Origin of the sequence: Klebsiella sp. JN_Kp121 (genome assembly GCF_040062145.1) — a bacterium.
Taxonomy (GTDB): Bacteria; Pseudomonadota; Gammaproteobacteria; order Enterobacterales; family Enterobacteriaceae; genus Klebsiella; species Klebsiella aerogenes.
Map to the genome: position 1 here is coordinate 65641 of NZ_JBEAHX010000003.1, position 14859 is coordinate 80499.

Here is a 14859-nt window from a genome sequence, read left to right on the forward strand (position 1 = left end):
TCTTCAGACAAGGATAAGTTGTGAACGGTGAATTGATTTGGGTGTTATCGCTACTGGCCATCGCGGTTGTCTTGTTTGCAACCGGCAAGGTGCGCATGGATGCCATCGCGCTGATGATCATTGTGGCGTTTGTGCTTAGCGGTACGTTAACCCTCAGCGAGGCCTTCTCCGGCTTTAGCGATCCGAACGTCATTCTCATTGCTGCGTTATTTATCATTGGCGATGGCCTGGTGCGCACTGGCGTGGCGACTAAAATGGGCTCCTGGCTGGTCAAGGTTGCCGGTAATAGCGAAACCAAAATGCTGGTCTACCTGATGCTCACCGTTGCCGGGCTGGGCGCGTTTATGAGCTCAACCGGTGTCGTGGCGATATTTATTCCGGTGGTGCTCAGCGTTTCGCTGCGTATGAATACCTCGCCATCGCGGCTGATGATGCCGCTGAGTTTCGCCGGGCTGATTAGCGGCATGATGACCCTGGTGGCGACGCCGCCGAACCTGGTGGTCAACAGTGAACTGCTGCGCGAAGGGTTGCATGGATTCAGCTTCTTCAGCGTGACCCCGATTGGCCTGGTGGTGCTGGTGTTGGGTATCGTCTATATGCTGGTGATGCGCTTTATGCTGAAGAGCGAAGATGACAGCGCCGCTCGCGATGTACGTAAGAAAAGCACCTTTCGTGATTTAATCAAAGAGTACCGCCTTACCGGCAGGGCGCGCCGGCTGGCGATTCGTCCGGGCTCGCCGATGATCGGCCAGCGGCTTGATGATTTAAAGCTGCGTGAACGCTACTGCGCCAACGTTATCGGCGTCGAACGCTGGCGGCGTTTTCGCCGGGTGATTGTCAACGTTAACGGGGTATCGGAGTTTCGCGCCCGTGACGTGTTGCTGATCGATATGTCAGCCTCCGACGTCGATTTGCGACAGTTTTGTGGCGAGCAGATGCTCGAACCGATGGTGCTGCGCGGCGAATACTTTGCCGATCAGGCGCTGGACGTCGGCATGGCTGAAGTCTCGTTAATCCCTGATTCAGAGCTTATCGGTAAAACGGTGCGCGAGATGGCCTTTCGTACCCGTTTTGGTCTGAATATCGTTGGTTTGAAGCGCGATGGTAAAGCGCTCGACGGCGCGGTAGTCGATGAACCTCTCCAGTTAGGCGATATTATGCTGGTGGTCGGCAACTGGCGGCAGATAGCCATGCTGGCGAAACGTGGCCGCGATTTTGTGGTGCTGAATATGCCGGTAGAGGTCAACGATGCTTCGCCAGCGCACAGTCAGGCGCCGCACGCCATATTCTGCCTGGTGTTGATGGTAGCGCTGATGCTTACCGATGAAATCCCTAACCCTATCGCTGCCATCATCGCCTGCCTATTGATGGGCAAGTTTCGCTGCATCAACGCCGAGAGCGCCTATAAGGCGATTCACTGGCCGAGCATCATTTTGATTGTGGGGATGATGCCGTTTGCCCTGGCATTGCAGAAAACCGGCGGCGTGGATTTGGTGGTGCAGGGGTTAATGGACGTCGCCGGGAGTAAAGGCCCCTATTTGATGCTGGGTTGCCTGTTTGTGATGTGCGCGGCGATTGGTCTGTTTATCTCTAACACCGCGACGGCGGTGCTGATGGCGCCGATTGCGCTGGCGGCGGCGAAATCGATGGGAGTCTCGCCATATCCTTTTGCCATGGTGGTGGCGATGGCGGCTTCGGCGGCTTTCATGACCCCGGTCTCTTCACCGGTTAACACGCTGGTGCTCGGACCCGGTAAATATTCGTTTAGTGATTTTGTCAAAATCGGTGTGCCCTTCACCGTACTGGTGATGGTGGTCTGCGTGCTGCTGATCCCGGTACTCTTTCCGGTTTAATTCATTCAGGCCGGGCAGGGGATGCCCGGCCTGAAAATTAAAGCGGTGAATCCTGGCTGATTTCATCGAGCGACAGCTGGAAGCTCGGGACAAATACCTGCATAAAGTAATCCATCTCCGGGCTACGGCGCGACTCCAGCGTTTTTTCCAACCGACCTTTAGCCAGCAGGAATTCGTTATTGCCGGCGGAAAGCTCTTCAAGACATTTCAGATAGGCGCACAGGGCGTCGGCCTGCTTCACAATCGACTGCTCTTCTTCACTGTAATGGTGCTCATCAATCAGGGGCTCAAAGATATCGCGCAGCTCATCGGGAACCATATCGACCAGTTTTTGCTGAGCAATTTTCTCAATCGCCTTATATTCCTGGGCAATCTGCGAATTGAAGTATTTCACCGGTGTGGGCAGATCGCCGGTGAGGACCTCGGAGGCATCGTGATACATCGCCAGCAGGGCAATACGTTCGGCGTTGACCTGGCCGCCAAACTTGCGGTTCTTTATTGCCGCCAGCGCATGGGCGACCATCGCCACCTGCAAACTGTGCTCGGAGACGTTTTCGGTACGCACGTTGCGCATCAAAGGCCAGCGGTTAATTAGTTTCAGGCGGGAGAGGTGGGCAAAGAAATGACTCTGACTCATAGGAACCCTTAAGCGGTGACAACATCAGGTTCCATTGTGCGCAGGGATCGCCGCCGGATGCAAATACCGGCGGCGGCGCGATTAAAGCTGATGATAGCCGGAGAGGAAACGGCCAAAGCGGGAAATCGCCATTTCCAGGTCATCTTCACGCGGCAGGGTGACGATACGCACGTGATCCGGCCACGGCCAGTTAAAGGCGGTGCCCTGAACCAGCAGCACTTTCTCCTGTAGAAGGAAGTCGAGCACCATTTTCTGGTCATCGTGGATATTAAAGCGTTTGGCGTCGATTTTCGGGAACATGTACAGCGCGCCTTTCGGCTTGACGCAGGAAACGCCCGGGATCTCGTTGATTAACTCCCAGGCGCGGTTGCGTTGCTCATACAAACGCCCGCCCGGAATGATAAATTCGCTAATGCTCTGATAGCCGCCCAGCGCGGTCTGGATAGCGTGTTGCGCCGGGACGTTGGCGCACAGGCGCATCGAGGCCAGCATTTCCAGCCCTTCGATATAGCCTTTGGCGTGCTTTTTCGGCCCGTTAAGCACCATCCAGCCCTGGCGGAAACCGGCGACACGATAGGTCTTCGACAGTCCGTTAAAGGTGACGGTCAGCATATCCGGCGCCAGCGCGGCGATCGAATGGTGTTCGGCATCGTCGTACAGGATCTTGTCGTAGATTTCGTCGGCGAAAATAATCAGGTTGTGCTGACGGGCGATCTCGACGATCTCCTGCAACAGTTCTTTGGAATAAACGGCGCCCGTCGGGTTATTCGGGTTAATGATGACGATCCCACGGGTGCGTGGCGTAATTTTGGCGCGGATATCGTCGAGGTCCGGGAACCAGTCTGAAGATTCGTCGCACAGATAGTGCACCGCTTTGCCGCTGGAAAGGGAGACCGCAGCGGTCCACAGCGGGTAGTCCGGGGCCGGAACCAGCATTTCGTCGCCGCTATTGAGCAACGCCTGCATAGCCTGGACGATCAGCTCGGACACGCCGTTACCGATATAGATATCTTCCACGGTAACATCGCGCATCCCGCGCGCCTGGTAGTGCTGCATAATCGCTTTACGGGCGGAATAGAGACCTTTTGAGTCGCTGTAGCCCTGGGCGGTCGGCAGATTGCGGATAACGTCGACGAGAATTTCGTCAGGCGCATCGAAGCCGAACGGCGCCGGGTTGCCGATATTCAGCTTGAGTACTTTGTTGCCTTCTTCTTCAAGGCGTTTTGCTTCTTTGAGAACCGGACCGCGGATGTCGTAACAGACATTCTCTAACTTGCTGGATTTTTCGATAGGGGACATGAACCTTTGACCTTTTAGCTGTTATCGCCACTCCCTGCCGTGGAAGTCAGCACGGAACAATGTACTCCGCATCCCCGCTGTTTTGAAGGGTTAACAGGAGAAGATTTTGCTAATAGTATTTTTTTAGAGTAATGAATTTATCTGTGTAATGGCGTTATTCTTTATATAATGTGCCTGGTATGGGTTTTTGAATGGTTTTATGTTGCGCGTATTAGGTGATTACATGGATGTTTATCCGGTTTGTTGCTGAAGGAAAAAGCGGTTTGCCGGAATTTTAACCGCTAAAAGACACTATGCTAATAAAAAGAGGGCGATGGCGACTGTAGCAACTATGTTAATTTTTTTTAATAAAACATGCCAATGAATGAATCAGGTATATTTGATTGCATGGATTATTTCGGCTTTTGTTAATTTAATTATAGTGCTGCAAAAAAGTTTAAAATTACCTTAGATAATACTGATTAGCGCTTATAAATATTGTGGTTTTCGGTTAGGATAAGACAGTTAATATCGACGTGTAAACCTCTGTTTAACGGCGTGATTTTATTAATATATTGTTATTGCAGGCTTTTTTGTTTGTGTTCAGCAGGCGTTGTTATGCGTGTCGGGCTTCCTGGCGTAACGACATCTGTTATTGCAGACTTTGTTTGAGATTCATCACATAACCTAAGTCTCAGTAATTAAAAATGCGTAGAGCTACGAACAAAATATTACTCAAATTTTTCGCACATTTGTCGCGAACGAGTGCTTTCACATGCAATGACGTTCTTCCAGTTGTCCTCCGCGGAATTTGTCCGCTCGGCACGAGGCTCATGGAATAGCCGGAAACCTGGATACAGCATCAACAAGGCAGGCCAGCATTAGCGCCTGTAAGTGAAGAAATATGATAAATGCAAATCGTCCGATACTGAATCTCGATCTCGATCTGCTGCGGACCTTCGTCGCCGTCGCCGATCTGAGCACCTTCGCGGCGGCCGCTGCCGCGGTATGTCGTACCCAGTCCGCCGTCAGTCAGCAGATGCAGCGCCTGGAGCAACTGGTAGGCAAAGAGCTTTTCGCCCGTCATGGGCGCAATAAATTACTGACCGAGCAGGGGATCCAACTGCTCAGCTACGCGCGCAAAATACTGCGCTTTAATGATGAGGCCTGCATGTCGCTGATGTTTGGCAGCCTGCAGGGGACGCTGACTATCGGCGCTTCCGATGAAACGGCGGATACCATCCTGCCTTACCTGCTCAACCGAATCGGCAGCTTCTATCCCAAACTGACGCTGGAAATAAAGGTCCTGAATTACGCCGATATCGTCGCGAAGTTGGGCTGCGGCGAGATCGACCTGGCATTAACGACGCATCAAACCGGCGAATTTGACGTCCTGACGCTGCGTACCTCGCCGACGCTGTGGTACTGCGCCGCGGATTACGTACTGGCGCAGGGTGAATCCGTTCCGCTGGTGCTGCTCGAAGAGTCCGGGCCGTTTCGCGAAGATATCATCTCCGCGCTGAACGCCGCGCAGGTTCCCTGGCATTTGGCGCATGCCGCCAGTTCTTTAGCCGGGGTGAAGGCGGCGGTGAAAGCGGGCCTTGGCGTCACCGCGCGTCCGGTAGAAATGATGAGTCCGGAGTTACGGGTGCCGGGTAAAAGCGATGGCCTACCGGGCTTGCCTGATACCCACTATGTGCTGAGCTGCAATCCGCAGCGGGAAAACGAACTGGCGCAGGCGATTTTCCAGTCCCTGAGCCAGGACCATAATCCGTGGAACACGGAAACGCTGTATACCCCGGAAGGGGGAGACAGTTCTCTGGTTTCATAAAGCCGAATTATCATATATCGATCACAATAATCCGGTAACAAAATGTAAGTGTAAAAAAGAGCCGCCGACCGACAAAATGGGGTCAGTGGCTCTTTTTTTTTATATTTTACAAGGATTTTAAGCAGTTTAATAATTTATTGATAAATGAATCAATGAGTTGGGTTGAAAGCGACCATTGTTTCTCTGTTTTTAGCTGCAGTTTCAATACTTCCTGCTAATGTTAAAAAACCGGACGGATTGTTGCCGTTTTCCAGATGTAATTAACAAAAGCGTGTCACAGATCAAGAAAATACCCCTACTTGGGGGGAGGAATCGCGGCCAAATCCTGTCAAAATAGATTGGCGAAATTGATTTACGTCTAAAACGGACACGATTCAACAACACTAAATCCGAATGATATGCAAGGTTATTACGCAACAAAGGGCATTTAATGTTAATGAAAATATTCCAATGTAAATTAATGTAGTTAAAACTTTTGTTAAAGTTGACAAAAGGTTAAAGAAAGGGGTAAAAAGCCACGGCATTTGGGCTTCCTCATCAACCAGGGACGCTTTTTTGCAAGGTCATTTTTTTATTCCTCCCGTGAAACGCTGTGGCGTTCATCTGCCATCAAGAGCAGAGGGTTTTGGCGCTACACTTTTTTGGTTAAGCAATGCGTATGTCAACATCCACTGAAGTCATCGCTCATCATTGGGCATTCGCTATATTTCTCATCATCGCTATCGGTCTGTGCTGCCTGATGCTCGTCGGCGGCTGGTACCTCGGCGGTCGCGCGCGCGCGCGTAGCAAAAACACGCCGTTTGAATCGGGGATCGACTCCGTTGGTTCGGCCCGCTTACGTCTTTCTGCGAAGTTTTATCTGGTCGCCATGTTCTTCGTTATCTTCGACGTGGAAGCCCTGTATCTCTACGCATGGTCAACATCCATTCGCGAAAGCGGCTGGGTTGGCTTTGTGGAAGCCGCAATTTTCATTTTAGTGCTACTGGCTGGTCTGGTTTACCTCGTTCGCATCGGCGCACTGGACTGGACGCCTGCGCGTTCCCGTCGCACGCTGGTTAACCCGGAAACAGACAGTCCCACTAACCGTCATATGCAGTAAAAGCGAGGCAATAAGATGGATTATACGCTCACCCGCATAGATCCTAACGGTGAGAACGACCGTTACCCCCTGCAAAAACAGGAGATCGTAACTGACCCCCTGGAGCAAGAAGTCAATAAAAGCGTGTATATGGGGAAACTCGAACACGCGCTGCATGACATGGTGAACTGGGGCCGTAAGAACTCGATTTGGCCGTACAACTTCGGCCTGTCTTGCTGCTATGTAGAAATGGTGACGTCATTCACTGCGGTGCATGACGTTGCGCGTTTTGGCGCGGAAGTACTGCGTGCCTCTCCGCGTCAGGCCGACCTGATGGTGGTCGCCGGTACCTGCTTCACCAAAATGGCCCCGGTTATTCAGCGCCTGTACGATCAGATGCTGGAGCCGAAGTGGGTTATCTCTATGGGCGCATGCGCTAACTCCGGCGGGATGTACGATATCTACTCCGTCGTTCAGGGCGTGGACAAGTTTATTCCGGTGGATGTTTACATCCCGGGCTGTCCGCCGCGTCCGGAAGCTTATATGCAGGCGCTGATGCTGCTGCAGGAATCCATTGGTAAAGAGCGCCGTCCTCTCTCATGGGTGGTTGGCGATCAGGGCGTCTATCGCGCCAACATGCAATCCGAGCGCGAGCGTAAACGCGGCGAACGAATTGCGGTGACCAATCTGCGGACTCCGGACGAGATTTAACTTGCGCCTGCGGGCGGGAACCAGACTTCGCAAATCAATCTACAAAAGCAGCGAAGCCTCGCCCGGCAGTCACCACGGACCTTTTGCAATGGTGAACAATATGACTGATTTAACCGCGCATGACGCCGCACCAGCCTGGCAAACCCGCGATCACCTTGATGACCCGGTGATCGGCGAACTGCGCAACCGTTTTGGGCCGGATGCCTTTACCGTTCAGCCTACCCGTACCGGCGTTCCGGTGGTGTGGGTGAAGCGCGAACAGCTGCTTGAGGTGGGTGATTTCCTGAAGAGATTGCCGAAACCTTACGTGATGCTGTTTGACCTGCACGGCATGGACGAACGTTTACGTACGCACCGCGATGGCTTGCCAGCCGCGGATTTTTCCGTTTTCTACCACCTGATCTCAGTAGACCGCAACCGCGATATCATGCTCAAGGTGGCGTTGTCTGAAAACGATCTGCATCTGCCGACCTTCACCAAACTGTTCCCTAACGCCAACTGGTATGAGCGTGAAACCTGGGAAATGTTTGGCGTGACCTTCGACGGTCACCCGAATCTGCGCCGCATCATGATGCCGCCGACCTGGGAAGGCCACCCGCTGCGTAAAGACTATCCGGCGCGCGCCACCGAATTCGATCCGTTTGAGCTGACCAAAGCCAAGCAGGATCTGGAAATGGAAGCGTTAACCTTCAAGCCGGAAGAGTGGGGTATGAAGCGCGGCACCGAAAACGAGGACTTTATGTTCCTCAACCTCGGCCCGAACCACCCGTCCGCTCACGGCGCATTCCGTATTATTCTGCAGTTGGATGGCGAAGAGATCGTCGACTGCGTGCCGGACATCGGCTACCACCACCGCGGCGCGGAGAAAATGGGCGAACGCCAGTCCTGGCACAGCTACATCCCGTACACCGACCGTATCGAATACCTCGGCGGCTGCGTCAACGAGATGCCATACGTGCTGGCGGTGGAAAAACTGGCCGGGATCACCGTGCCGGATCGCGTGAACGTGATCCGCGTGATGCTGTCCGAACTGTTCCGCATCAATAGCCACCTGCTGTATATCTCGACCTTTATTCAGGACGTCGGCGCGATGACCCCGGTCTTCTTCGCCTTTACCGACCGTCAGAAAATCTACGATCTGGTCGAAGCGATCACCGGTTTCCGTATGCACCCGGCGTGGTTCCGCATCGGCGGCGTCGCCCACGACCTGCCGCGCGGCTGGGATCGCCTGCTGCGTGAATTCCTTGAGTGGATGCCGAAGCGCCTGGATTCCTATGAGAAAGCCGCGCTGCGCAACACCATTCTGATTGGCCGTTCCAAAGGCGTTGCCGCCTACACCGCAAAAGAAGCGCTGGAGTGGGGCACCACTGGCGCAGGTCTGCGCGCGACCGGTATCGGCTTCGACGTGCGTAAATGGCGTCCTTATTCTGGCTACGAAAACTTCGACTTTGAAATCCCGACCGGCGGCGGCGTTTCCGACTGCTACACCCGCGTGATGCTGAAAGTGGAAGAGCTGCGCCAGAGCCTGCGCATTCTCCAGCAGTGCCTCGATAATATGCCGGAAGGCCCGTTCAAAGCGGATCACCCGCTGACTACGCCGCCGCCGAAAGAGCGCACGCTGCAGCACATTGAGACCCTGATTACGCACTTCCTGCAGGTTTCCTGGGGCCCGGTGATGCCGGCCAACGAATCCTTCCAGATGGTTGAAGCGACGAAGGGGATTAACAGTTACTACCTGACCAGCGACGGCAGCACCATGAGCTACCGTACCCGTATTCGTACCCCGAGCTATGCGCACCTGCAGCAGATCCCGGCGGCGATCCGCGGCAGCCTGGTATCCGACCTTATCGTCTATCTGGGTAGTATCGATTTTGTTATGTCAGACGTGGACCGCTAATTATGCACGAGAATCAACAACCACAAACCGAGGCTTTTGAGCTGAGTGCGGCAGAGCGTGAGGCTATTGAGCACGAAAAGCACCACTACGAAGACCCGCGTGCGGCGTCCATCGAAGCGCTGAAAATTGTTCAAAAACAGCGCGGCTGGGTGCCGGATGGCGCGATCTACGCGATCGCCGATGTGCTGGGGATCCCGGCAAGCGACGTCGAAGGCGTGGCGACATTCTACAGCCAGATCTTCCGCCAGCCGGTTGGCCGTCACGTGATCCGCTACTGCGACAGCGTGGTGTGCCATATCACCGGTTTCCAGGGGATCCAGTCGGCTATCGAGAAAAAGCTGGACATCAAACCGGGTCAAACCACCTTTGATGGCCGCTTCACGCTGCTGCCGACCTGTTGCCTTGGCAACTGCGACAAGGGGCCGACCATGATGATTGATGACGACACGCACAGTTATCTGACGCCGGAAGCGATTCCTGACCTCCTGGAGCGGTATAAATGAAAACCATTATTCGTACTGCCGAAACGCATCCATTAACCTGGCGTCTGCGCGATGACAAGCAGCCGGTGTGGCTGGACGAGTATCGCAGCAAAAACGGTTATGAAGGGGCGCGCAAGGCCTTAAGCGGCATGGCGCCGGATGAAATCGTCAATGCGGTAAAAGACGCCGGCCTGAAAGGGCGCGGCGGCGCGGGCTTTTCCACCGGTCTGAAGTGGAGCCTGATGCCGAAAGACGAGTCCATGAACATCCGTTACCTGCTGTGTAATGCCGATGAAATGGAACCGGGTACCTATAAAGACCGTCTGCTGATGGAACAGCTGCCGCACCTGCTGGTGGAAGGCATGCTGATCTCCGCCTTTGCGCTGAAGGCCTACCGTGGTTACATCTTCCTGCGCGGCGAATATATCGAAGCGGCGCAGCATCTGCGTCGTGCGATTGCCGAAGCTACCGAAGCGGGCCTGTTGGGGAAAAATATCCTCGGTACCGGTTTTGACTTCGAGCTGTTCGTGCACACCGGGGCAGGGCGCTATATCTGCGGTGAAGAGACGGCGCTTATCAACTCGCTGGAAGGCCGTCGCGCGAACCCGCGCTCCAAGCCGCCGTTCCCGGCGAGCTCCGGCGTGTGGGGCAAACCGACCTGCGTCAACAACGTTGAAACCCTGTGCAACGTCCCTGCCATCCTCGCCAACGGCGTGGAGTGGTACCAGAATATTTCAACCAGCAAAGATGCCGGCACCAAGCTGATGGGCTTCTCCGGGCGCGTGAAGAATCCGGGCGTATGGGAGCTGCCGTTCGGCACTACCGCGCGCGAGATCCTCGAAGATTACGCCGGCGGCATGCGCGATGGCCTGAAGTTTAAAGCCTGGCAGCCGGGCGGCGCCGGTACCGACTTCCTGACCGAAGCGCACCTCGATTTGCCGATGGAGTTTGAAAGCATTGGTAAAGCAGGTAGCCGTCTGGGCACCGCGCTGGCGATGGCCGTCGACCACGAGATCGGCATGGTTCCGCTGGTGCGCAATCTCGAAGAATTTTTTGCCCGCGAATCCTGCGGCTGGTGTACGCCTTGCCGCGACGGCCTGCCGTGGAGCGTGAAGATCCTGCGCGCCCTGGAGCGCGGCGAAGGCCAGCCTGGCGATATCGAAACTCTTGAGCAACTGTGTCGATTCCTCGGGCCGGGTAAAACCTTCTGCGCGCACGCGCCGGGCGCGGTTGAACCGCTGCAGAGCGCTATCAAATATTTCCGCGAAGAATTCGAGGCTGGCATTAAGCAGCAGTTCAGCAATACCCATGCAATTAACGGTATTCAGCCGAACCTGCTTAAGACGCGCTGGTAATCTAAAGGTTTTTTATTTTTGGAAGCACGCAAATGGCTACGATTCATGTAGACGGCAAAGAATACGAGGTCAACGGAGCGGACAACCTGCTAGAGGCTTGTCTCTCTCTTGGTCTTGATATTCCATACTTTTGCTGGCACCCGGCGCTAGGGAGCGTCGGTGCTTGCCGCCAGTGTGCGGTGAAGCAATATCAGAACGCGGAAGACACGCGTGGTCGCCTGGTGATGTCCTGTATGACTCCGGCATCTGACGGCACCTTTATTTCTATTGACGACGGCGAAGCGAAGCAGTTCCGCGAAAGCGTGGTGGAGTGGCTGATGACCAACCACCCGCACGACTGCCCGGTCTGCGAAGAGGGGGGCAACTGCCACCTGCAGGATATGACGGTCATGACCGGCCATAGCTTCCGCCGCTATCGTTTCACCAAGCGTACCCACCGCAACCAGGATTTGGGGCCGTTTATTTCTCACGAAATGAACCGCTGCATCGCCTGCTACCGTTGCGTTCGCTACTATAAAGATTATGCCGACGGCACCGATCTGGGCGTTTATGGCGCTCATGACAACGTCTACTTCGGCCGCCCGGAAGATGGCACGCTGGAAAGTGAATTCTCCGGTAACCTGGTTGAAGTCTGCCCGACCGGCGTCTTCACCGATAAAACGCACTCCGAGCGTTACAACCGTAAGTGGGACATGCAGTTTGCGCCGAGCATCTGCCAGCAGTGTTCCATTGGCTGTAACATCAGTCCTGGCGAACGCTATGGCGAGCTGCGTCGTATCGAAAACCGCTATAACGGCACCGTTAACCGCTACTTCCTCTGCGACCGCGGTCGTTTCGGCTATGGCTACGTAAACCTCAAAGATCGTCCGCGTCAGCCGGTTCAGCGCCGCGGCGACGATCTGATCGCGCTCAACGCCGAACAGGCGATGCAGGGGGCGGCGGATATCCTGCGCCAGTCGAAGAAAGTCATTGGTATCGGTTCTCCGCGCGCCAGCATTGAAAGTAACTTCGCGCTGCGTGAGCTGGTCGGTAGCGAAAACTTCTATACCGGCATCGCTAAAGGCGAACAAGCGCGCCTGCAGATGATGCTCAAAGTGCTGCGTGAAGGCGGGATCCATACCCCGACGCTGCGCGATATCGAATCCTACGATGCGGTGCTGGTGCTGGGCGAAGATATTACCCAGACCGGTGCGCGCGTTGCCCTGGCGGTACGCCAGGCGGTGAAAGGGAAAGCACGCGAAATGGCGGCGGCGCAGAAAGTGGCCGACTGGCAGATTGCGGCGATTCTCAACATCGGACAGCGCGCCAAGCATCCGTTATTCGTCACTAATATCGACGACACGCGCCTCGATGACATCGCGGCGTGGACCTATCGCGCGCCGGTGGAAGATCAGGCGCGTCTGGGCTTTGCTATCGCCCATGCGCTGGACAACAGCGCGCCGGCGGTTGATGGCCTGAGCCATGACCTGCAGGGTAAAGTTGATGTGATCGTTCAGGCGCTGGCCGGGGCGAAAAAACCGCTGATTATCTCCGGCACTAACGCCGGCAGCATGGAAATCATTCAGGCTGCCGCCAACGTGGCGAAAGCGTTGAAAGGCCGCGGCGCCGATGTTGGCGTGACTATGGTCGCCCGCGCGGTGAACAGCGTTGGCCTGGGCATGATCGGCGGCGGCTCGCTTGAAGAGGCGCTGGACGAACTGGAAAGCGGTGCCGCAGATGCGGTTATCGTGCTGGAAAACGACCTGCACCGTCATGCTTCCGCCGCGCGCGTCGACGCTGCGCTGGCGAAAGCGCCGCTGGTGATGGTGGTTGATCATCAGCGCACCGCGATTATGGACAAAGCTCACCTGGTGCTCTCCGCGGCAAGCTTTGCTGAAAGCGACGGTACCGTGGTGAACAACGAAGGCCGCGCCCAGCGTTTCTTCCAGGTTTACGATCCGGCTTACTACGACGCGAAAATCGTGATGCTGGAAAGCTGGCGCTGGCTGCATTCGCTGCACAGCACCGTCAACAACCGTCAGGTTGACTGGACGCAGCTGGACCACGTCATCGATGCGGCGATTGCGGCGCTGCCGCAGCTGGCGGGCATTAAAGATGCCGCGCCGGATGCGACCTTCCGCATTCGCGGTCAGAAGCTGGCGCGTGAACCGCACCGCTATAGCGGCCGCACGGCGATGCGCGCCAACATCAGCGTGCACGAACCGCGCCAACCGCAGGATAAAGACACTATGTTCGCCTTCTCGATGGAAGGGAACAACCAGCCGTCCGCGCCGCGTTCGCAAATTCCGTTTGCGTGGGCGCCGGGCTGGAACTCCCCGCAGGCATGGAACAAATTCCAGGATGAAGTGGGCGGTAAACTGCGCCACGGCGATCCGGGCGTGCGTCTGATTGAAGCTTCCGCCAGCGGGCTGGAGTACTTCACGGCGGTTCCGGCCAGCTTCCACGCGGAAGAGGGCAAATGGCGTATCGCGCCTTACTACCACCTGTTTGGCAGCGATGAGCTGTCGCAGCGTTCTCCGGTGTTCCAGAGCCGGATGCCTGAGCCGTACATCAAGCTGAACCCGGCGGATGCCGCAAAGCTTGGCGTCAATGCCGGGGCGATGGTTTCCTTCAGCGTTGAAGGCCAGACGCTGAGTCTGCCGCTGGTTATTTCTGAAGGGCTGGCCGCGGGACAGGTTGGCTTACCGATGGGCATGCCGGGCATCGCGCCGGTACTGGCCGGGGCGCGTATTGATTCACTGCAGGAGGCGCAAGCATGAGTTGGTTAACGCCGGATCTTATCGACATTTTGTTAAGCATCCTGAAGGCCGTGGTCATTCTGCTGGTGGTCGTCACCTGCGGCGCGTTCATGAGCTTCGGCGAGCGTCGTCTGCTCGGCCTGTTCCAGAACCGCTACGGACCTAACCGCGTGGGCTGGGGCGGTTCGCTGCAGCTGGTCGCCGACATGATCAAGATGTTCTTCAAAGAGGACTGGATCCCGCGCTTCTCCGATCGCGTGATCTTTACTCTGGCGCCGGTTATCGCCTTTACTTCGCTGCTGCTGGCTTTTGCTATCGTGCCGGTTAGCCCGTCGTGGGTGGTCGCCGACCTGAACATCGGTATTCTGTTCTTCCTGATGATGGCAGGCCTGGCGGTTTACGCGGTCCTGTTCGCCGGTTGGTCGAGTAACAACAAATACTCGCTGCTGGGGGCGATGCGTGCTTCCGCGCAAACGCTGAGCTACGAAGTGTTCCTCGGTCTCTCCCTGATGGGCGTGGTGGCGCAGGCGGGGTCATTCAACATGACCGATATCGTCAACAACCAGGCGCATCTGTGGAACGTCATCCCGCAGTTCTTTGGCTTCGTCACTTTCGCCATCGCCGGCGTGGCTGTGTGTCACCGTCACCCGTTCGACCAGCCGGAAGCGGAGCAGGAACTGGCCGATGGTTACCACATTGAATATTCCGGTATGAAATTCGGTCTGTTCTTCGTCGGCGAATACATCGGGATTGTCACCGTTTCAGCGCTGATCGTTACGCTGTTCTTCGGCGGCTGGAATGGCCCGTGGTTACCGCCTTTCATCTGGTTCGCGCTGAAAACCGCGTTCTTCATGATGATGTTCATTTTGATCCGCGCATCATTACCGCGTCCGCGTTATGACCAGGTAATGTCCTTTGGCTGGAAGGTATGCCTGCCGTTAACGCTGGTCAACTTGTTGGTAACGGCGGCTGTCATTCTCTGGCAGGCGCAATAAGGGG

Annotated in this window: 11 protein-coding genes; 9 read left to right on the forward strand and 2 right to left on the reverse strand. The window is 55.6% G+C overall.

The annotated features are described in order from the left end of the window. Positions 1–20: 20 nt before the first annotated feature. Positions 21–1853, forward strand: a complete 1833-nt coding sequence (locus ABLU86_RS07340; protein WP_348796144.1) for an SLC13 family permease — start codon at positions 21–23, stop codon at positions 1851–1853. 37 nt (positions 1854–1890) lie between these two features. Here the strand turns inward: ABLU86_RS07340 and yfbR are convergent, their stop codons facing one another. Both yfbR and alaA read right to left on the reverse strand, forming a co-directional pair. Continuing rightward, positions 1891–2490, reverse strand: a complete 600-nt coding sequence (gene yfbR, locus ABLU86_RS07345; RefSeq protein WP_032712094.1) for a 5'-deoxynucleotidase — start codon at positions 2488–2490, stop codon at positions 1891–1893. 81 nt (positions 2491–2571) lie between these two features. Next, positions 2572–3789 carry an alanine transaminase AlaA gene (gene alaA, locus ABLU86_RS07350; protein WP_015365583.1) on the reverse strand — a complete coding sequence of 406 codons (1218 nt, stop codon included), beginning with the start codon at positions 3787–3789 and terminating at the stop codon, positions 2572–2574. 883 nt (positions 3790–4672) lie between these two features. Between alaA and ABLU86_RS07355 the strand changes: the two genes are divergently transcribed. The 8 genes from ABLU86_RS07355 to nuoH all read left to right on the forward strand — a co-directional run bounded on the left by ABLU86_RS07355 (position 4673) and on the right by nuoH (position 14855). Continuing rightward, complete coding sequence (locus ABLU86_RS07355) at positions 4673–5599, forward strand: LysR family transcriptional regulator (protein WP_334755323.1); 927 nt, start codon at positions 4673–4675, stop codon at positions 5597–5599. Positions 5600–6251: 652 nt separating this feature from the next. Next, a complete protein-coding gene (gene nuoA / locus ABLU86_RS07360) occupies positions 6252–6698 on the forward strand; it encodes an NADH-quinone oxidoreductase subunit NuoA (protein WP_002913181.1) in 447 nt (148 codons plus the stop codon). 15 nt (positions 6699–6713) lie between these two features. Continuing rightward, entirely contained in the window at positions 6714–7388 is a 675-nt protein-coding gene (nuoB, locus tag ABLU86_RS07365) for an NADH-quinone oxidoreductase subunit NuoB (RefSeq protein WP_002913178.1), read from the forward strand. A gap of 88 nt (positions 7389–7476) precedes the next feature. Then, positions 7477–9285, forward strand: a complete 1809-nt coding sequence (nuoC, locus tag ABLU86_RS07370; RefSeq protein ID WP_015365585.1) for an NADH-quinone oxidoreductase subunit C/D — start codon at positions 7477–7479, stop codon at positions 9283–9285. A gap of 2 nt (positions 9286–9287) precedes the next feature. Continuing rightward, on the forward strand, positions 9288–9788 hold the full coding sequence (nuoE, locus tag ABLU86_RS07375) for an NADH-quinone oxidoreductase subunit NuoE (RefSeq protein ID WP_015365586.1): 501 nt from the start codon (positions 9288–9290) through the stop codon (positions 9786–9788). Beyond that, positions 9785–11122, forward strand: a complete 1338-nt coding sequence (nuoF, locus tag ABLU86_RS07380) for an NADH-quinone oxidoreductase subunit NuoF (protein WP_015365587.1) — start codon at positions 9785–9787, stop codon at positions 11120–11122. The genes nuoE and nuoF overlap by 4 nt, the downstream gene beginning before the upstream one ends. A gap of 32 nt (positions 11123–11154) precedes the next feature. Beyond that, on the forward strand, positions 11155–13881 hold the full coding sequence (gene nuoG, locus ABLU86_RS07385) for an NADH-quinone oxidoreductase subunit NuoG (RefSeq protein ID WP_348796143.1): 2727 nt from the start codon (positions 11155–11157) through the stop codon (positions 13879–13881). Further along, positions 13878–14855 (forward strand): NADH-quinone oxidoreductase subunit NuoH, encoded by a 978-nt coding sequence (gene nuoH, locus ABLU86_RS07390; protein WP_015365589.1) that lies wholly within the window; start codon positions 13878–13880, stop codon positions 14853–14855. Before nuoG ends, nuoH begins: the two co-directional genes overlap by 4 nt. Positions 14856–14859: the final 4 nt, after the last annotated feature.